Genomic DNA, 18,941 nt, shown 5'->3' on the forward strand with positions numbered 1-18,941 from the left:
GACGAACGTGGGGCCCGGTACCGGATCTACGAGCATGCCGAGGAGGGGGCCACGGCAAGAGGGGCGGCGCGCAGCGCCTCGGGCCGGGGCGGTGGTCGGGCGACGGGCGGGCGGTCAGCGCGCTGCGCGGGAACGCCATCGAGCAGCCCTAGTGCATCGTGGTGATGGTCAAGCTGGGCAAGAAGACCAAGCGCCATGTGCTGGCGGTGGTGCCCGGGGACCGGCGGGTGGATCTGGGGGCGGTGAAGGCGCTGCTGGGCGGGTCGTACGCGGGCTTTGCGACGCCGGAGGTGGCGGAGCGGCTGGCGCGGAGCGATGGGGGTGCCCCCGCTCAAGCGTAGCCGAGAGTGGGGGAGGGACGATCCTGCCGTTCTCGTTCGACGAGGAGCTGGAGCTGATCGTCGATCCGGTGCTGCTGGAGCAGCCGGAGATCTTCTTCAACGCGGCGCGGCTGGACCGTTCGATGGCGCTGGCGACGGCGGATTACGTCGCGATCGCGGAGCCGCGGGTGGAGCCGATCGCGGGCTGAGCGGCGGCGGGTCGGCCAACGGCCTGCGGCGGGGCGGAAGCCGGGCGGCGGGCGGCGGCCTGCGGCGGAGCTGCGGCCGGAACGGAGAAGGGGCGGCCGGGATCGGATCCCGGCCGCCCCTTCATGCCGTTGTCAGGGCGTTCATCCCGTGATCAGGGCGCGACCGGAAGGTCGGAGGCACCCTTGGCGGCGGCCTTGGCCGTCTGCTTGCCCGGCGTCGGCGTGGCGTGCGGGGCGCAGGTCACATCCGAGGCGTCGATCTTGCCGTCGACGAAGTACGCGTCGACCCGGTCGTTGATGCAGGGGTTGACCAGGCCGGTGACGCCGTGCGAGCCGGCGCCCCGTTCGGTGATCAGACGCGAGCCCGCGAACCGCTTGTGCAGCTCGACGGCGCCGCCGTACGGGGTCGCCGCGTCCCGGGTGCTCTGCACGATCAGCACGCCGGGCAGGCCCTTGCCGGTGGTGACGTTCACCGGGGTGTGCTGCTTGGCGGGCCAGGTTGCGCAGGGCAGGTTCATCCAGGCGTTGGACCAGGTCATGAACGGTGCCCGCCGGTTGACGCGGGTGTTGTCGCGGTCCCAGGTCTGCCAGCTGGTGGGCCACTTGGCGTCGTTGCACTCGACGGCCGTGTAGACGGCATTGCCGTTCTCGGCCGCGATATTGCCGGCGGTGTCCTTGAGGTGCGGGCCGGCGTTCTCGATGAGCGGCTTGTCGTCACCGGCGGCGTAGGCGCTCCACACCTGGGCGACGGTGGCCCACATGGAGTCGTAGTACGGCGCGTTCTGGAAGAAGCCGGTGAGCTCGGCGGGGCCGACGAGGCCACCGATCGGCTGCTTCTTGGCGGTCGCCCGCAGCTTCACCCAGGCCGCCTGGACCTTCTCGGGGGTGTTGCCGAGGTGGTAGGCGGCGTCGTTCTTGGCGACCCACTTCTCCCAGTCGCCCCAGCGGGTCTCGAAGGCCACGTCCTGGTCGAGGTTGGCCTGGTACCAGATGTTCTGACGCGACGGGTTGACGACGCTGTCGACGAGCATCCGGCGAACGTGGTCCGGGAAGAGGGTCCCGTAGACGGCGCCGAGGTAGGTGCCGTAGGAAACGCCCAGGTAGTTGAGCTTCTTGTCGCCGAGCGCGGCGCGGATCACGTCCAGGTCTCGGGCGGTGTTGGGCGTGGTCATATACGGCAGGAGGGCGCCGCTGCGCTCGGCGCAGCCGTCGGCGTACTCCTTGGCGAGCTTGCGCTGGGCGCGCTTGTCGGCCTCGCTGTCCGGCACCGGGTCGGCCTTGGGGGCCTTGACGAACTCCTGCGGGTCAATGCAGGAGATCGCCGCCGAGTGGCCCACGCCGCGGGGGTCGAAGCCCACGAAGTCGTAAGCCTTGGCGGTCTTGGCCCACAGCGGGTTCTTGGTGGTGATCCGGTTCGGGAACTTCATGCCCGAACCGCCGGGCCCGCCCGGGTTGTAGACCAGGGAGCCCTGCCGCTCCTGCTTGCTGCCGGTGCTGGTGGCCCGGTCCACGGCCAGTTTGATGGTGCGGCCGTTGGGCTTGGCGTAGTCGACCGGGACGGTGACATAGCCGCACTGGACGGGGGCCTTGAGGCCCCAGTCCGCCGGGCAGTTCTGCCAGTCGATGCCCTTCTTGGCCGCGCGTGCGGCGGCGGTCTTGACGCCACGCGCTTCGGCCGATCCGGGCCTGTGGTGTTCGCCCGCGCTGGCGGGCGTGGCGGCTATCGCGCCTGCTATGAGCGTGCCGGTCACCAGGGTGCCGGCGGCGCCGAGCGCTGCTGTTCGTCTCACGTGGTGGATCCCCCTGCTTGGTGCGTCGCTTGTGGCGACGGTGATCACAGAGCTGCTACAGAGGGATCCTGTCGTCTGTTGTCCCCTCCTGAACAGGTTTGACCGCGATTTCTTTACCAATCCGTAGGGTTGGCGCGTCGGCCCTGCCCTCCCCCGCGCCCCCGCCCCACAGCTGTACCGGGCTGTACCGGGCTCTACCAGGCGACGGCCACGAAGGGGCGAGAACACGTCAATTGCCAGCCACATATCCAATCGGCATGTGCCGGAGCCCTCCACATCAGTAACCTTCCGTGCAGGTTCCCCCACAGGCTGCCACAAGGAGATCAGAAGTGTCCGGTATCGACCAGGTGTTGGCCCAAGCGATGGGGATCCCCGGCGTGCTGGGCGCCGGGCTGACCGACTGGACCAGCGGACTGGCACTTGGTACGGCCGGACGGGCCCCGCACGACGATCACGAAGCGGCCGCCGCGGACACCGCCGAGGTGGTCCAGGCCGTGGTGCGCAATGCCACCTTCGGGAGCGCCGACGCCGAGGGTCCCGGCCTGGAGGACGTCATCATCACCTCCGCGGGCGGCTACCACCTCATCCGGTTCGTCCGGACGGCCTTCGACAGCCAGACCTGTCTGCATCTGTGGCTGGATCGCGCGCAGGCCAACCTGGCCCTGGCCCGGCTACGGTTGCGCGAGCTGGCGGCGGAGCTGGTCGCGGCCTGACGCCCCGTCATGACCTCTCTCATAGCGTCCTGTCCGGGGGCCGCCTCTCCCGGCCCGCTCGACCACCTGGCCGCGCAACGCGTCACCGGCGCGCTGTACGCCCCCAACGCCTGCTTCTATCTGCGCGACGGCGCCGTGTACTGCGTCGAGGGCACCGCCTCGCCCGGGACCGGCGCCCGGCTCGGCGCGGCCGGGCGGCTGCCCGCGGAGCGCTGGCAGCGGGCCCGGGAGACCGCGGGGCCGACGCACCGGGGCGGACAGTTCCTGGTCGGCGAGGGCTGGCTGACCCAGGGCGAGCTGGAGATCTGCCATCTGGGCGCGCTCCTGGACGCCGCGTTCTTCGCACTGCCGCTGCCGCCCGGCACCACCTCGTTCACCCCGGGCACCGCGCACTGGCTGGGCGTCGTCCGCGCCGTCAGCGCCGCCGCCCTCCAGCGGGCGACGGCCCACCGCCGGGCGCTGCTCGACCGGTTACGGCCCTGGGCGGCGGTCGACGCCGCCCCCGTCGTCCCCGTCGCACCCGCGGACGGGGGCCCCTCCCCCGCCACCGGGCGGCAGCGCCGACTGCTCGAAAGCGCCGACGGCCGGCACACCCCGTGCGAACTCGCCCGCGCACTGGGCCAGTCCGCGTTCCTGACGCTGCTGGACACCCGCCGCCTCGCCGCGGCCGGACTCGTCCGGATGCCCGCCGCGCCCGCCGCGCTGCCCCGGCGGCGCCCCGGCGCCTGTCACCCCGTACCGCCCACCACCCAAAGCCCCCCGCCGAGCTGGCAACTCCCGGTCCCGGATCTGCTCGAAACCCCCGATCCGGATGTTGCCCTCCTTGTCCGACTGCGTACGGCGCTGGAGGAAAACCTATGACAGCCGTGCCCCCTTTCCCGCACCACATCCGGCCATGAGGCACGTATTCGGAATGCGCGTCCTCAGACAGAAAGCCGGCATTCCCCGAAGAGACAGGAGACCCATGACGATCGAACCCGATGTGCGCGAGGAACTGCTCGCACTGCGCGATCAGGTACGGCATCTGCACGGCGGAATGGTGGCCAGTGCGGACGGGATGGTGATCGCCCACGATCTGCGGGACATCGAACCGGACGGCCTCGCCGCGCTGACCGCCGCGGCCATCGGGGTCGCCAAACGGCTCACCGAGGCGACCGGCCGGGGCGGTTTCGAGGAATCCCTCACCCGCGGCGCCGACGGATATATCGCGGCCTATTCGGCGGGCAGCCGCGCGGTACTGACGGCCGTGGCCGGTCCGAAGACCAATGTGGGCCGGCTGCACTGGCAGGCCCGGCAGACGGCGGCACGGATAGGTGCCCTGATGGACAACGGGTCCTGATCCATTCGTATTTCCGACAACACCTCTGACAAGAAGTCTGACTACACCGAAAGGTCCGTCCTACTCATGGCACAAATGGAATCCGCCCTCTCCGATGCGATGTCCACCATCGAAGGCGCCATAGGCGTCGCCCTGGTCGACTACACCAGCGGAATGGCGCTCGCCACGCTCGGCGACAACAATGCGCTGGACCTCAATGTCGCCGCGGCCGGCAATACCGACGTGGTACGGGCGAAACTCCGCACCATGGAAATGCTCGAACTCCAGGGTGCCATCGAGGACATGCTCATCACCTTGACCGCGCAGTACCACCTGATCCGCCCGGTGACCGGAAAGAACGGCTCCGGGCTGTTCCTCTATCTGGTGCTGGACCGCAAACGCGCCAACCTCGCGCTGGCGCGTCACCGTCTGGCCCGGCTAGAGGCCGAACTGGAGGTGTGAGCGGGCGGCCTCGTCCAGGAGGCGCCGTACGCGCAGGGCGTCCGGGGCGACGGCCGTCACCAGGGCCGCGGGGCCGGCGAGCGGGGCGAGGACGCCCGCTCCGGCGCCGTCGGCCGCGTCCCCGAGGAGCCGCACGGCGACCGGATCGTCCGCCAACTCCGGGTCAACGAGCAGGAGTTGACCCGAGGCGCGGTGGCCGTCCAGGACGGCCGCGGTGTCCCAGCCGGGGGCGCCGGGACCGTAGGCCGTCTCCTGGTCGAGGAGGGTGCGGCCCGCGCGCCGGATCCTCAGCCGGCTGCGCAGCGCGCCGGTCGGCTCGCCGCTGCGGCCCAGGACCTGCTCCTCGCGCAGGACGAGTCGGGCGGTGGGGGCCAGATCGACGGTGGTGGTCATCCGCAGATCGCTGCCCGCGGCGGAGATCAGCGGCTCGGGCAGCCACTCCAGGCATGCGCCGTCGGCCACGGTCAGGCGTACGTCGTAGACGGCGTGGTCGGCGCCGCGGCCGGGCAGCGCGACGGTGGCCGCGGCGGCCGTGATCTGCAAGGCCGAACCCTGCTCGGCGACCGCCTCGATGGCCAGCCGGTCGCCGCCGAGCGGGGCGCTCATGGCGCCGACGACGCAGACCCGGGCCCGGTGGCCGTGTGCGCGCAGGCGCCGCAGCGCGATCGGCCCGTCGCCGTCGAGAACCGGGAGGCGGGTGGTGCCCCCACCGTCGGCGCGGGCGGTGATCCGGGCGGTGGCCCGCAGACCGGCCGCCCGGGGGACGGCGGTCGGCGCTGTGGGGGCGGGGACGGCGAGGGTCATGCGGCGCCCGCGGTCCAGTGGGCCAGCTGGTGGCGGACCCAGTCGGCGACCGGCTGCACACCGTTCTCCGCCTTCAGCGCGGTGAAGGCGACGGGGAGGTCACCGCGCTGGGTCTTGGCGTCGCGGGCCATGCCCTCCAGGTCGACGCCGACGTAGGGCGCCAGGTCCGTCTTGTTGATGACGAGCAGGTCGGAGGCGGTGACGCCGGGACCGCCCTTGCGCGGGATGTCGTCGCCGCCCGCGACGTCGATGACGAAGATCTGGGCGTCGACCAGGCCCTTGGAGAAGGTGGCGGTCAGGTTGTCGCCGCCGGACTCCACCAGGACGAGGTCGAGCGGGCCGACGGCGTCTTCCAGGTCCTCCACGGCCTCCAGGTTGGCGGAGATGTCGTCGCGGATGGCGGTGTGCGGGCAGGCGCCGGTTTCGACGGCGGCGATCCGTTCGGCGGGCAGCACGGCCTCGCGGAGCAGGAATTCGGCGTCCTCGCGGGTGTAGATGTCGTTGGTGACGACGGCGATGGACAGCTCGTCGCGCAGCGTGCGGCACAGGGCGGCGACGGTGGCGGTCTTGCCGGTGCCGACCGGCCCTCCGAGCCCGATGCGCAGAGCGCGGCGGCGCCCGTCGGGCCGTACCGGGTCGGCGGCGCTGTAGGTGTGGCGCTGGGGGAAGGTGTCCTGGTGGTCGAGGTGCATACGGACTCCGAGCGGGTTCGGGGGGTGGGTGCGGGTCAGGACGCGAAGAGCCGTACCGGCCAGGCGGCGTGCGCCTCGGCGGTGATGTCGAGCAGCGGCGCGGAGGCGGCGGGCAGGGCGTCGACGCCTTCGGTGACGGCCCGGGCCGCGGCCTCGGTGCCCTGCTGCGCGACCTGGTCGACGTCGGCGGCGAGGCGGGCGAGGACGGCGGTGGCGTCGAAGGGGTCCAGGCTCAGCAGGCGGACGGCGGCGGTGGCCGGGCCGCTGATGTTCTCGTAGGCGACCGCGTAGGCGGCATCCAGCGGCGCCAGTCCGGCCGACCGTGCGGCCAGTCCCAGCACCACCGGCTGGTGTGCGCCGCGCGGCCGGGCCGCGGCCAGCGCGTCCAGTTCGGCCGAGGGCCAGGTGGCGCGGGCGGCCCGCATCATCTGCCGGCCGAGCCGCCGGGCGACCTGCCGTAGGGCCGGGACGGGCGTACGGGCGTCGGCCGCGTCGTCCACCAGGAGCGGGTCGCAGCCGGCCGCGGCCGCGGCGGCGAGCCCCGCGGCGACCAGGCCGGCGGTGTGCAGCCGGCCCCGGCAGAAGCGTTCCAGGGTGGCGGCGTCCTTGATGCGTCCCGCGGTGACGGCCGGTTCGGCGCCGCCGGAGTGGGCGTGCCCTCCGGCGGGGAACCGGCCGTCGGCGAGGACGAGCAGCGCGGCGCGGCTCATGCCGACACTCCCCCAGTCTCCGACCGGGGGTACCCCCACGCTTCGCCCGGCCTCGCATTCGCCAGGCGCGCACCTTTGAATGATTCGCTCGCTACGCTCGCTCATCGGTGGTGTTCCAGGGTGTTCATGGGTCCGCTCAGAAGAGGAAGTACCGCTGGGCCATGGGGAGTTCGGCGGCGGGGTCGGGTTCGACCACCTCGCCGTCGATGGTCACCGTGAAGGTGTCGGGGTCGACCTGGACCCGGGGCAGCGCGTCGTTGTTGCGCATGTCCGCCTTGGTGACGCCGCGGGTGGAGCGGATGGCTTCGTAGCGCTTGGCCAGCGGCAGGCGCTCTGGGAGATCGTCCTCAAGGGCCTGCGGGGAGACGAAGTTGACGGAGTTGCTGCCGGGGGCCTTGCCGATGGCGCCGAACATCGGGCGGGGCAGCACCGGCTGTGGGGTGGGGATGGAGGCGTTGGCGTCGCCCATCTGCGCATAGGCGATCTGGCCGCCCTTGATGACCAGTTGCGGTTTGACGCCGAAGAACGCCGGGTCCCACAGGACGAGGTCGGCGAGCTTGCCCGCTTCGACGGAGCCGACGACATGGTCGATGCCCTGGGCGAGGGCCGCGTTGATGGTGTACTTCGCGACATAGCGGCGGGCGCGGTGGTTGTCCGCGCTGCCGTCGCCGGCCAGGGAGCCGCGGCGCCGCTTCATGACGTGCGCGGTCTGCCACGTACGCAGCACGACCTCGCCGATGCGGCCCATGGCCTGGGCGTCGGAGGACATGATCGAGATGGCGCCGAGGTCGTGCAGGATGTCCTCGGCGGCGATGGTGGAGGGCCGGATCCGGGATTCGGCGAAGGCGAGGTCCTCGGGCACCGCGGGGTTGAGGTGGTGGCAGACCATCAGCATGTCGAGGTGTTCCTCGACGGTGTTGACGGTGTGCGGCCGCGTGGGGTTGGTGGACGCGGGCAGGACGTTCGCCTCGGAGACCATCGCGATCATGTCGGGGGCGTGGCCGCCACCGGCGCCCTCGACGTGGAAGGCGTGGATCGAGCGGCCGGCGATGGCGGCGAGGGTGTCGCCGAGGAAGCCCGCCTCGTTCAGGGTGTCGGTGTGTATCGCGAGCTGGGCGCCGCTCTCCTCGCAGACGCTCAGACAGGCGTCGAGGACGGCGGGGGTCGCGCCCCAGTCCTCGTGGATCTTGAAGCCGAGGATGCCGGCGCGCAGCTGGTCGCGCATCGAGGCGAGGGAGGTGGTGTTGCCCTTGCCGAGCAGTCCGACGTTGACCGGCAACGAGTCCATCGCCTCGAACATCCGGGCCACGTGCCAGGCGCCGGGGGTGATGGTGGTGGCCTTGCTGCCTTCGGCCGGTCCGGTGCCGCCGCCGACGAGGGTGGTGACGCCGGACGCCAGCGCCTCGTCCGCCTGCTGGGGGCAGATGAAGTGGACGTGGGTGTCGATGGCGCCGGCCGTGAGGATCTTGCCGTTGCCGGCGATGATCTCGGTCTCGGGGCCGATCACCAGGTCGGGGTGGACGCCGTCCATGGTGTCGGGGTTGCCGGCCTTGCCCAGGGCGACGATCCGGCCGTCGCGGATGCCGACGTCGGCCTTGATGATGCCCCAGTGGTCCAGGACGACGACGCCGGTGATGACGGTGTCGGGGGTGCCCTCGGCGCGGGTGGCGCGGGACTGGCCCATGGATTCGCGGATCACCTTGCCGCCGCCGAAGACGGCCTCGTCACCGGCCCTGCCGGGGCCGCCCGAGCGGTCCTCGGTGATCTCGATGACCAGGTCGGTGTCGGCGAGCCGGATCCGGTCGCCGGCGGTGGGGCCGAAGAGATCGGCGTACGCCTGGCGGGTCAGCTCAGCCATCGAGGGTGCCTCCGGTCTCGCCGCGCAGGCCCGCGACGATCCGCTTGCCCGCGATGGGGACGAGCTCGACCTCGGTGGGAATGCCGGGCTCGAAGCGCACGGCGGAACCGGCCGCGACGTTCAGCCGCATACCGTGCGCGGCCGCGCGGTCGAAGTCGAGACCGGGGTTGGCCTCGGCGAAGTGGTAGTGGGAGCCGACCTGGACAGGGCGGTCGGCGGCGTTGAGGACGGTCATGCGCGTGAGGGGGAGGCCTTCGTTGAGGCGCACCGGCTCGTCGGCGTAGAGGATCTGTCCCGGGATCATCGTCTGCTCTCCCGTGGTCAGTCGGGTCAGTTGATGGGTTCGTGAACGGTGACGAGCTTGGTGCCGTCGGGGAAGGTGGCTTCGACCTGCACGTCGTGGATCATCTCGGGGACGCCTTCCATGACGTCGTCCCGGCCGAGCACCTTGCGTCCCGAGGACATCAGCTCGGCGACCGTCCGGCCGTCGCGGGCGCCTTCGAGGATGTGCACGGTGAGCAGCGCGAGGGATTCGGGGTGGTTGAGCTTGAGTCCTCTGGATCGTCGCTTTTCGGCCACGTCTGCCGCCACATGAATCATCAAGCGTTCTTGTTCATGCGGGGTCAGTTGCATACGTTCCACCTCACAGTCTTCACACCCGGGAACATTTCCCCAGGTCACGGGCGTGGGCGAACCCGCGCGCTTAGATGTACCACGCATTAACTAAAGGGGGAGCAAATCGACTTCCAGCAGTTCACCATCGACATCTCCGCACCGTGAGCGTAGTTCGGCGCGATTTCAGCGGCGTTACGCACCGGGACATCCGGACACCCGATCCCACCCTCGCCGTAACATGCCGCACTTCCCTCCGTTACCTGTCGGCAACGGGAGGCACCGGGGCGTACCACACCCTGCAATTGCCTAGAAAGAGGGGAAAACGGGCGGATACGCGATCGCAACGACTGGTCCGCGAACGGCCCCCTGTCCGGTATCCGCTCTTGACCGTACGGAAAGTGATCGCAATCCTCAGGTGCGCGCCCAGCATGCGCGCGTCAAGACCACGACGCGTGCGACATCTGCGCGCGCCAGAACACCCAACAGCTCCGCTCCAACCCCCCACACCAGGAGCCTTACGTGACTCGTTCCGTACGAATACGCCGGGCCGCGCTGGCCACGGGCGCCGCCACCGCCCTCGCCGCCACCCTCTTCACCGCGGCCGGCGCCTATGCCGGTCCCGCGTCGGCCAACGCCCCGGACATCGACGTGAAGGCCGTCAAGGCCGACCTCGACCAGCTCCAGTCGATCGCCGACGCCAACGGCGGCAACCGCGCCCACGGGAAGGCGGGATACAAGGCGTCCGTCGACTTCATCAAGGGCAAACTGGACAAGGCCGGATTCACCACCCAGATCCAGGAGTTCGACAACAACGGCGCCAAGGGCTACAACGTCATCGCCGACTGGCCGGGCGGCGACGAGGGCAAGACCGTGATGGCCGGCGCCCACCTGGACTCGGTCGACGCGGGTCCCGGCATCAACGACGACGGCTCCGGTTCGGCCGGCATCCTCGAAGTTGCCCTCGCGGTCGCCAAGTCCGGCCTCAAGCCCGCCAAGCATCTGCGGTTCGCCTGGTTCGGCGACGAAGAGGACGGCATGGTCGGCTCGCGGGCCTATGTCGACAAGCTCGGCGCCGACAAGTCGAAGATCGACTCGTATCTGAACTTCGACATGATCGGCTCGCCGAACCCGGGCTACTTCGTCTACGACGACGACAGCCGCCTGGAGAAGGTCTTCAAGGACTGGTTCGCGACCAAGAAGATCGCCACCGAGAAGGAGACCGAGGGCGACGGCCGCTCGGACCACGCCTCGTTCAAGGACGCGGGCATCCCGGTCGGCGGCCTCTTCTCGGGCGCCGACTACATCAAGACCCAGCAGCAGGCGAAGAACTGGGGCGGCGAGGCGGGCAAGGCGTTCGACGCCTGCTACCACCAGTCCTGCGACACCTCGAAGAACCTCGACGAGAAGGCGCTGGACATCAACACCGACGCCATCGCGCACGCCATCTGGCAGCTCAGCTCCTGAGCCACCCGCTCCCCCGTACGGTCGGCGCCCGCCGAACCGTCATCTCTCGCGACCCGGTCGCCGGTCCCCGGCGGCCGGGTCGCGGTGTTCTGCCGCGATACCGAACCGGCGCCGTTCGCCCGCAGCGGACGGCAGCTGCCGCACGGCGGACACCGTGCTGATCACCTGCTCGTCCTGAGCGTCCTGCTCGCGCCGCCCCAGCTCTTCGAGGAGTTGCAGGTCAGCGGCGGACACCAGCGCGACCAGGGGTTTTCCGTGGCGGGTGACGACCACCCGCTCGCTGCCGTAGACGACGCGGTTGATCAGATCCGCGAACTCCGCCCGGGCTTGCGTCACCGGAATTTCGTAGGCCATGCTCCTAGCCTATGTAATGTTCACCTGGTCCGCCGTGGTCCGTGGCAACAGCGAACATCCAGGTCAGAGGTTCTCGCGTACTCCCGTGCGCTCTCGTGTGTGAGAGATGTGTGAGACGAGGCGAGACGACCCGCTACCCGCAGCGGAGCGGCTGCAGCACACGGCGACCGCGCCGGCCCGCTTGGTCGGCACCGACCAGACACTCATCATCCCCGACACCGCGAACACCGCCTGGCTGTGACTGCACGCCTCCGACGAGCTGGCCGGGCTGACCGACCGGGTGCGGACTGTAACCGACCCCGCCCCGGGGGGGGCACCTCGCCCTCAGTCCGCCCGCACACGGCATGAGCGGGATGCGCCGCAGCTACTACGGCGCACGCGAGGTGGAACCCGTCGCCCGGCTCGCTCCCGGTGAATGGCTGACCAACTACCGGGAGGTACGTCTCGTCGCCCTCCGTCGATGGTTGGGCCGCTCGAACAGCGTGAGCTGGGTGCTCGCCGTCGCGTGGACGAACTGTGAGAGGAGGCCGACCGCATCCAGGCCGAGTCGGCCGTGGGCGAGCAGAGCGGAATCACAGCGTGGATCTTCCTTGCCGGGTGCGGCGTTATGGCGCCGCGCGAAGCTGTGCGGCCTCCTGGCGCAGCGCCACCACGGCAGCCGTCACCTCGGGAGAGCGGTCGCGGACCGTGACGGCGACGATGGCTCGGCCGAGCCAGGCGGGGTCGTCGACTTGGACGATGCGGACGCCGGCGGGGACCGCGGCGGCGGCTACTTCGGGGAGTACGGCGATGCCGAGCCCGGTGGCGACAAGGCCGAGGCGAGTGGGCCATTCGCGAGCGGCGTAGGCGATCCGCGGTTGGTCGAGGGTTGGCCAGGCGCCGAACTGAGGGTCGTCACGGAGGCCCTTGCCGACGATCCAGGGTTCGTCCCTCAGCTCGGTCACCGGGATGGTTCCGCGGCCGGCGAACCGGTGGTTGGCGGGGACGGCGAGCAGGAGACCGCCGTCCAGGAGCAGGTCGCGGCGCAGTCCCTCGAAGTCGTAGGCGGGCAGGTCCGGTCCCACGCCGATCACTGCGACGTCGATGCGCTGAGCGCGGAGTTGGCGAAGCTGCGTGGGCGAGGACGCCTCGCCGAACTCGACGATCAAACCCGGGTGGTCGTTTCCAAGGCGTGCCAATGTCCTGGGGACGAGCACGGCGGCGGCCGAGGGGAAGGCCGCGATGGCGACGCGTCCGGTGACGTGGTCCTGCAGCCCGGCGAGGTCTGTGCTGGCGGCGTCGATCTCGTTGAGGACCGTCGTGGCTCGGCGGGCGAGCATCATGCCCGCGGGAGAAGGGGCCACCCCGCGAGCGCCCCGGACGAACAGCGGTGCACCCGCGGCGGCCTCCATCGCCGCCACCTGACGGGACACCGCTGACTGCGTGTATCCGAGTGCGTCGGCCGCGGCGGTGAACGATCCGGTGTCGACCACGGCCTGGATGACGCGGAGACCAGTGAGGGTGAAGTCGGCCACGCCGTCATCCTGACACATTCCAAAACCGCATGTCTTATATGTAAGACCTTCGCTGGTGGAATACCACGATCAGCAGCACGATGGAAGTAGCAACCGCAAGCAATCCAGCCACCTGCAGGGAGCACCAGCCATGGCCAAGACCTGGTTCATCACGGGCAGTTCGAGGGGATTCGGCCGCGAGTGGGCGGAGGCGGCGCTCGAACGCGGCGATCACGTCGCGGCGACGGCCCGGGACGTCAGCCAGCTGACCCCTTTGGTCGAGCGGCACGGGGATGCGGTATTGCCGGTCCGGCTCGACGTCACCGACCGCGCCGCGGTGCATGAGGCAGTGCAGCGTGCCCACGCGCATTTCGGTTCGCTGGACATCGCGGTCAACAACGCCGGCTACGGGCATTTCGGCATGGTCGAGGAGGTGAACGAGGACGACCTCCGGGCTCAGATGGAGACCAACTTCTTCGGCGCAGTGTGGGTCACGCAGGCCGTGCTGCCCCTCATGCGGTCGCAACGAGCGGGAAGGATCCTGCAAGTGACCAGCGAGGGCGGCGTACGTGCATTCCCCGGCATCGGTGCGTACCACGCCTCCAAATGGGCTCTTGAGGGGCTGTCGGAGTCTTTGGCGCAAGAAGTTGCAGCCTTCGGCATCCACATCACCAACGTCGAGCCTGGCCCTTATGCCACCGACTGGCTGGCTCTCGGGGCACGGCACAGTGAGCGGCACCCGGACTACACCGAAGTCCACGCGGCCACTGCGAAGGATTTCGAGGTAGGCAACCCGCGCGCGACCCGCGACGCGATTCTTCGGATCGTCGATGCGGAGCGGCCCCCACTGAGGATCTTCCTCGGCAAGTCCTTCACCGACGTTGCTGGTCTTTACGAGGAGCGTCTGAGTACCTGGCGCCAGTGGCAGCCGGTCTCCCTGGCTGCGTTCGGCTAAAGCAGCAACGCCGGGTATCAGTGGTGGGCGTTATGTGGGCGAGGGTCTGCTCGGTGCTGTCGGGAGCGAAGGCGCCGTCGATTCCTTCAGCGGCCCCCTCGGCCGCTTCGGCAGGGCGGGGGATGAGGATCCTCTCGTAGGCGGTGACGGCATCGCCAACGGTGCCACCCTTCCCGCGCTGCTGGGCGAGGCGGACCGGGGCCAGGACCAACTGAATGCCGCTGCCTTCGCCAAGGACATGAGGGACAACCCCGGGGTGCAGCTCTGGGAGCGTCCCGGATCCTCGAACTGGACAGCAGTCACTGGACTGTGCTCCAGAGGCCGGCCGAGGTCGCCGCTGCCCTGAAGGAGCCTGGAGCGGCTATCCGTGTCACTGACCGCGACGCGCTGAGCCGCCCCGCACGGCCGCAACGCTGGTGGGGCGGCACGCTCGCTGACAACCACCGGTTTCCAGACGGTCACCGTCAGTGCGGTTCGGGCGACCGGACGGGCAGGAGCGTTCAGGGCCGAGCCAGGTTCGGAGCTCGTGCCGTAGGGCCGACCACCCCTTGATCGGGCGCTCGATGCCCTCGCCTGGCCGCCCTGATGCCCCTGCGATCGAGAAGGACCACAGTGGAGGCAGGAGCTAGGAGGAGGCTGCTGCGATGTCCGGAGCAACGACAGGGCCCACGTCAGCCCCCTACCTGCCGATCGCCGAGCACGGCCTGATCGGGGACCTGCACACGGCGGCGCTGGTGGGCACCGACGGAACCATCGACTGGTATTGCTGTCCCTCCTTCGACTCCCCGAGCGTCTTCGCCGCCATCCTTGACGCGGACCGCGGCGGCACGTTCGAGCTGTCCGCCGCCGTGCCGGCGGACACGAAGCAGTTCTACTTCCCGGACACCAATGTGCTGATCACCCGGTTCTTCACCGAGGACGGGCTCGGGGAGGTCCAGGACTTCATGCCCGTGGCGGACTCCATGCAGTCCGACCGCCACAGGCTGATCCGGCGGGTGGTGTGCGTCCGCGGCACCATTCCGTTCCGGGCCCGGGTGGCGCCCCGGTTCGGCTACGGCGCCCACCCGCACACCCTGCGGATGCTGGAAGGGTCCGCCCTGTTTGCGTCCGAGGCGCTGTCGCTCACGCTGACCGCCACGGTGCCGCTGGAGTCCGACGGGAAGGACGTCTGGACGCGATTCGCTCTCTCCCAGGGTGAGACGGCGGTCTTCGCTCTGAACCGGGTCAGCCAAGAGACTCCGCCGCGCGGCTGCCTGCTCGCCGAGGCCGAGCGGGAGTTCACGGCCACGGTCGCGTTCTGGCGGCGCTGGCTGCACCATTCCCGGTACCGCGGCCGGTGGCGGGAGATGGTGCACCGCTCCGCCCTCACCCTCAAGCTGCTCACCTACGTGCCCACCGGCGCGATCGTGGCAGCCCCCACCACCAGCCTGCCCGAGCAGATTGGCGGCGGCCGCAACTGGGACTACCGCTACGCGTGGGTGCGCGACTCCGCGTTCGCCGTCTACGCGCTGCTCAGGCTCGGCTTCGCCGAGGAGGCCGAAGCCTTCATGGGGTTCCTCACCCAGCACATCGAGCGGCGTGACGTCGGACCGTCCGGGCCGCTCCAGATCATGTACGGCATCGACGGACGCTCCGAACTGCCCGAGACCGAGCTGCCCCATCTGGAGGGCTACCGGGGCTCGGCGCCCGTGCGGGTCGGCAACGGTGCCGCTACCCAACTGCAGCTCGACATCTACGGCGCCCTGATCGACTCCGTGTACCTGTACGACAAGTGGTGCCAACCTCTTTCCAGCGGTCGCTGGCGTGCGGTGTGCGCTCTGGTGGACTGGGTCTGCGAGCACTGGGACCAGCCGGACGAGGGCGTGTGGGAGACCCGCGGCGGGCGTAAGAAGTTCCTCTACTCCCGGCTGATGTGCTGGGTGGCCATCGATCGTGCGATCCGCATCGCCCAGCACCGGAGCCTTCCCGCCGAGCTCGGCCGCTGGGGCCCGGTCCGGGACGCGATCTACTGGCGGATCATGGAAAAGGGCTGGGCGCCCAGCAGGCAGGCGTTCGTTCAGCACGAGGACGGCGACGTGCTGGACGCGGCGGTGTTGATGATGCCGCTGACCAAGTTCATCGCCCCCAACGACCCCGTGTGGCTGTCCACCCTCGACGCCCTCGGCAACGAACTGGTCTCCGACTCCCTGGTCTGGCGCTACGACCCCGAGGCCAGCCCCGACGGGCTCGAAGGCGAGGAAGGCACCTTCTCCATCTGCTCCTTCTGGTACGTGGAGGCTCTCACTCGCGCCGGACGCCTGGACGAAGCACGCCTGGCCTTCGAGAAGATGCTCACCTACGCCAACCATGTCGGCCTGTTCGCCGAGGAGATCAGCCACACAGGAGAGCAACTCGGCAACTTCCCCCAGGCGTTCACCCACCTCGCCCTCATCAGTGCGGCCTTCAACCTCGACCGCGCCCTGGGCTGACAGGTGGCCCTCCCCCGGGACCAACCGCCGTCCCGCACCGTGGCCGTGCGAACCCCCGTTCTCCCCGCATGCTGGAAAGGGGGGAGACGATGGAGGAAGGACTCCCGGAGCACGAGACCACGGTCAACCTGACCACCAACTGAGTCCTCATCCTGCGGGGCCACCCCGAGCAAGTGGACCACCTGCGCCGCGAACCCGAGGCTGCGGACCCGCCCCCTTACCGCCGGAACACCATGCGCCGCGGGCCCTGACACCCGCCCATCCAGCTATGAGGCTGCCGCGGGAAGGGGCCGCCGGGCGAGGTCGCGGGCCTCATCCGCGGAGAGGTCCAGCAGGTGCAGGAGCATCTCGACCATCTTGCTTGCAGTCCCGCCTTGGCCACTCCACACGTCGCGCTCGGCAAGATAGCGACGGTGCTCATACCTGGGGGGTGATGACGGCGCGTCCTTGGATCTTGCCGTCGTGCAGGAGCTGGTATGCCGCGCCGGCGCGTTCCAGGGGGAAGTGCTCGACCAGCATCTTGATCTTCTGCTGTTGGGCAAGGGTGATCACTTCGATGAGTTCGGGGATGAAGCCCCAGTAGGGGGAAGCGACCGAGCATTCGTGCGGGGGGCTCGAGAAGTCGACGGGCAGGGCCCCGCCGCCGAGACCGACGATGGTCAGGTGGCCGAGCACCCGGGCCATCTGAGCGGCCATCCGCAGAGTCGGGTCCACACCGACCATGTCCAGCACGAGCTGAGCGCCCTGCCCCCGCGTCATGTCCTTGATGCGCGTCACCGCCTGCTCGCCCGAAAGCAGCGCCTCGTCGGCGCCCATGCGCTTTGCGGTCTCCAGCTTGCCGGCGTCGGTGTCCACGGCGACGACGGTGGTCGCCGCGCTGAGCGCTCGCAGAATCTGGATGGCCATCTGGCCGAGACCACCCGCCCCGATCACCACTGCGGTCGAGCCCGGCCCCAGCAGATGCAGCGACCGCTTGACGGCGTGATAGCTGGTCAGCCCCGCGTCGCTGAGCGGGGCTGCCCCGCGGGGATCGAGGCTGCCCAGCGGGATCAGGAATCGCGACGCCGGGACCAGCAGGTACTCGGCCATTCCGCCGTCGTGGCCGGCCAGGCCCCCGCCCAGACCGGCGGTCTCCTGGCAGTAGTTCTCCCGGCCCTCCCGGCAGTTGGCGCACAGTCCGCAGCCCCAGGGACCGTAGACGATCACCGGGTCTCCGGGCGCGAAGCCGGTGGCGCCCGGTCCCAGCGTCTCCACCCACCCCGCATTCTCATGGCCGAGTGTGAAGGGCAGCCTCGTGTCGTCTCCAGGTGCGGGTGCCTGCATGATGTGCAGATCGGAGTGGCAGGCACCGGCGCCCGCGACCTTCACCAGGACCTGCCCCGCCCCGGGCTCGGGCACCGGTGCCTCGCGCAGCTCGGGTGGTTGTTGCCACTCGACCAGTTGAAAAGCCCTCATGGCGATTCCTTTGCGCGAGCTGGTCAGTCGCGGATTCCGTCGATGTCGAGCAGGACGTGGCGTGGGCCGCGGAAGATCTGGTTGCGGCGATACGGCGGCGGATCCTCGACGAGCCGCGGGTTCTCCACGCGGCGGAGGAACTCGCCGAGCGCGATCTGGACCTCGAGCCGCGCGAGCGGCGCGCCGAAGCAGTAGTGGATGCCCTGGCTGAAGCCGACGTGCTGGTTGTCGGGGCGTTCGATGTGTGGCTCGTCGGGGTTCTCGAATCGTTCGGGGTCGCGGTTCGCCGAGCCGTAGGCGATGAAGAGGGGCGCACCCTTCGGAATGGTGGTGCCGGCAATGTCGATGTCCTCCAGCGCTGCCCGGGTGTGCCAGATCTGGACCGACGACTCCAGGCGCAGGAACTCCTCGATGCCGGGCACGAGCAGCTCCGGCTGGTGGCGCAGCTGCTCGTGGACGTGGGGGTGGCGCAGCATGGTGAGAACGCTGTGGGCGATCAGGTTGACCGAGGTCTCATGCCCGGCGAAGAGCAGCAGCAGGGCATCGCTGATGATCACATCCTGGGGCAGGCGCCCCTCGGGGCCGTCGTCGTTGACCATCGCCGAGTACATGCCCGGGCCGGGCTGCTCGGCGTACTGGTGAAGCAGGTCGGCCAGGAACTGCCGGATGCCGGTCACCGCATCGGGGACGCGCTGCGCCCGGCGCTGCTGCTCCGGGTCGTTCGCCTCCGGCCCGAAATCGATCCCGTCCAGGGCGGTCTCGATCCAGTCGTGGAAAAGCGGTATGGCTTCCAGCGGTACGCCCAGGACCTTGCAGATCATGGTCGCGGGCAGCGGGAAGGCGAACTCGTCGACGAGGTCGATCCGGGTCTTGCCCTCCATCTGGTCCAGCAGCTCGGCGGTGAGGCGGCGGATCTCGGGCTCGAAGTCAGCGACCATGTGGGGGCACTCGGGCGGGCCGAAGTGCCGCGTCATCCGGCGGCGATCCACGTCGTGCTGGGGCGGGTCCACAGTGATGATCGATCCCTCGAGGGGATTGTCGGGCTGGTCCGGCTCGGGGCGTTTCCTCGGATCCGAGGTGACGCGCAGGTCGTGCAGCAACTGGACGACCTCCCGATAGGTGCTGACGACGTACGAGCCGTCCGGCTGGCGCGCCACCGGGGTCTTGCGCAGCTCTTCGTAGAAGGGGTACGGATTGGCGCGGTTGGCGTAGCGGAGCGACTGCTGCCAGGGCGTTTCCTCGGCCATGATGGTGTTCTTCT

20 protein-coding genes are annotated in these 18,941 nt (G+C 70.0%); 9 read left to right on the top strand and 11 right to left on the bottom strand.

The window, feature by feature from the left end; translation table 11 throughout:
• Nucleotides 1-164 precede the first annotated feature (164 nt).
• Nucleotides 165-341, top strand: a complete 177-nt coding sequence (locus SNA_RS45195; protein ID WP_420823490.1) for a YbaK/EbsC family protein — start codon at nt 165-167, stop codon at nt 339-341.
• A gap of 340 nt (nt 342-681) precedes the next feature.
• Here SNA_RS45195 and SNA_RS16585 read toward each other — a convergent pair whose 3' ends face one another.
• Complete coding sequence (locus SNA_RS16585) at nt 682-2,319, bottom strand: alpha/beta hydrolase (RefSeq protein ID WP_030064626.1); 1,638 nt, start codon at nt 2,317-2,319, stop codon at nt 682-684.
• Between the two features lie 329 nt (nt 2,320-2,648).
• On the opposite strand from SNA_RS16585, the gene SNA_RS16590 reads away from it, so the two are divergent.
• From SNA_RS16590 to SNA_RS16605, 4 genes are all read left to right on the top strand, one after another.
• A complete protein-coding gene (locus tag SNA_RS16590; RefSeq protein WP_030064627.1) occupies nt 2,649-3,032 on the top strand; it encodes a roadblock/LC7 domain-containing protein in 384 nt (127 codons plus the stop codon).
• 9 nt (nt 3,033-3,041) lie between these two features.
• Nucleotides 3,042-3,893, top strand: coding sequence for a hypothetical protein (locus SNA_RS16595; protein WP_044365633.1), 852 nt, complete (start codon nt 3,042-3,044; stop codon nt 3,891-3,893).
• Nucleotides 3,894-3,996: 103 nt separating this feature from the next.
• Entirely contained in the window at nt 3,997-4,371 is a 375-nt protein-coding gene (locus SNA_RS16600; RefSeq protein WP_030064629.1) for a roadblock/LC7 domain-containing protein, read from the top strand.
• Between the two features lie 66 nt (nt 4,372-4,437).
• Nucleotides 4,438-4,812, top strand: a complete 375-nt coding sequence (locus SNA_RS16605; protein WP_030064630.1) for a roadblock/LC7 domain-containing protein — start codon at nt 4,438-4,440, stop codon at nt 4,810-4,812.
• On the opposite strand, the gene SNA_RS16610 is transcribed toward SNA_RS16605, so the two are convergent.
• The 6 genes from SNA_RS16610 to SNA_RS16635 form a co-directional block, all read right to left on the bottom strand.
• A complete protein-coding gene (locus tag SNA_RS16610; RefSeq protein ID WP_044365635.1) occupies nt 4,789-5,616 on the bottom strand; it encodes an urease accessory protein UreD in 828 nt (275 codons plus the stop codon). The two genes, SNA_RS16605 and SNA_RS16610, sit on opposite strands and share 24 nt — an antisense overlap.
• Nucleotides 5,613-6,308 carry an urease accessory protein UreG gene (gene ureG / locus SNA_RS16615; RefSeq protein WP_030064633.1) on the bottom strand — a complete coding sequence of 232 codons (696 nt, stop codon included), beginning with the start codon at nt 6,306-6,308 and terminating at the stop codon, nt 5,613-5,615. Before ureG ends, SNA_RS16610 begins: the two co-directional genes overlap by 4 nt.
• A gap of 35 nt (nt 6,309-6,343) precedes the next feature.
• On the bottom strand, nt 6,344-7,018 hold the full coding sequence (locus tag SNA_RS16620; RefSeq protein ID WP_044365636.1) for an urease accessory protein UreF: 675 nt from the start codon (nt 7,016-7,018) through the stop codon (nt 6,344-6,346).
• 136 nt (nt 7,019-7,154) lie between these two features.
• Nucleotides 7,155-8,876 (bottom strand): urease subunit alpha, encoded by a 1,722-nt coding sequence (locus tag SNA_RS16625; protein WP_030064634.1) that lies wholly within the window; start codon nt 8,874-8,876, stop codon nt 7,155-7,157.
• A complete protein-coding gene (locus SNA_RS16630; RefSeq protein WP_030064635.1) occupies nt 8,869-9,180 on the bottom strand; it encodes an urease subunit beta in 312 nt (103 codons plus the stop codon). Before SNA_RS16630 ends, SNA_RS16625 begins: the two co-directional genes overlap by 8 nt.
• 26 nt (nt 9,181-9,206) lie before the next feature.
• Nucleotides 9,207-9,509, bottom strand: coding sequence for an urease subunit gamma (locus tag SNA_RS16635; protein ID WP_030064636.1), 303 nt, complete (start codon nt 9,507-9,509; stop codon nt 9,207-9,209).
• 501 nt (nt 9,510-10,010) lie between these two features.
• On the opposite strand from SNA_RS16635, the gene SNA_RS16640 reads away from it, so the two are divergent.
• On the top strand, nt 10,011-10,955 hold the full coding sequence (locus tag SNA_RS16640; protein WP_030064637.1) for a M28 family metallopeptidase: 945 nt from the start codon (nt 10,011-10,013) through the stop codon (nt 10,953-10,955).
• A gap of 39 nt (nt 10,956-10,994) precedes the next feature.
• Here SNA_RS16640 and SNA_RS16645 read toward each other — a convergent pair whose 3' ends face one another.
• Nucleotides 10,995-11,309, bottom strand: a complete 315-nt coding sequence (locus SNA_RS16645) for a type II toxin-antitoxin system Phd/YefM family antitoxin (protein ID WP_044365638.1) — start codon at nt 11,307-11,309, stop codon at nt 10,995-10,997.
• 605 nt (nt 11,310-11,914) lie between these two features.
• On the bottom strand, nt 11,915-12,823 hold the full coding sequence (locus tag SNA_RS16650) for a LysR family transcriptional regulator (protein WP_030064638.1): 909 nt from the start codon (nt 12,821-12,823) through the stop codon (nt 11,915-11,917).
• Nucleotides 12,824-12,953: 130 nt separating this feature from the next.
• On the opposite strand from SNA_RS16650, the gene SNA_RS16655 reads away from it, so the two are divergent.
• The 3 genes from SNA_RS16655 (at nt 12,954) to SNA_RS16660 (ending at nt 16,225) form a co-directional block, all read left to right on the top strand.
• Nucleotides 12,954-13,757 carry an SDR family NAD(P)-dependent oxidoreductase gene (locus SNA_RS16655; RefSeq protein WP_030064639.1) on the top strand — a complete coding sequence of 268 codons (804 nt, stop codon included), beginning with the start codon at nt 12,954-12,956 and terminating at the stop codon, nt 13,755-13,757.
• Nucleotides 13,758-13,791: 34 nt separating this feature from the next.
• On the top strand, nt 13,792-14,103 hold the full coding sequence (locus SNA_RS42370; protein WP_030064640.1) for a hypothetical protein: 312 nt from the start codon (nt 13,792-13,794) through the stop codon (nt 14,101-14,103).
• 298 nt (nt 14,104-14,401) lie between these two features.
• A complete protein-coding gene (locus SNA_RS16660; protein ID WP_030064641.1) occupies nt 14,402-16,225 on the top strand; it encodes a glycoside hydrolase family 15 protein in 1,824 nt (607 codons plus the stop codon).
• Between the two features lie 417 nt (nt 16,226-16,642).
• Here the strand turns inward: SNA_RS16660 and SNA_RS16665 are convergent, their stop codons facing one another.
• Both SNA_RS16665 and SNA_RS16670 read right to left on the bottom strand, forming a co-directional pair.
• Nucleotides 16,643-17,680, bottom strand: a complete 1,038-nt coding sequence (locus SNA_RS16665; protein WP_030064642.1) for an NAD(P)-dependent alcohol dehydrogenase — start codon at nt 17,678-17,680, stop codon at nt 16,643-16,645.
• Nucleotides 17,681-17,703: 23 nt separating this feature from the next.
• The gene (locus SNA_RS16670) at nt 17,704-18,927 is read right to left on the bottom strand and encodes a cytochrome P450 (protein ID WP_044365641.1); all 1,224 of its coding nucleotides are present in this window, start codon (nt 18,925-18,927) and stop codon (nt 17,704-17,706) included.
• Nucleotides 18,928-18,941: the final 14 nt, after the last annotated feature.

This window comes from Streptomyces natalensis ATCC 27448 (assembly GCF_000935125.1).
Lineage (GTDB): Bacteria > Actinomycetota > Actinomycetes > Streptomycetales > Streptomycetaceae > Streptomyces > Streptomyces natalensis.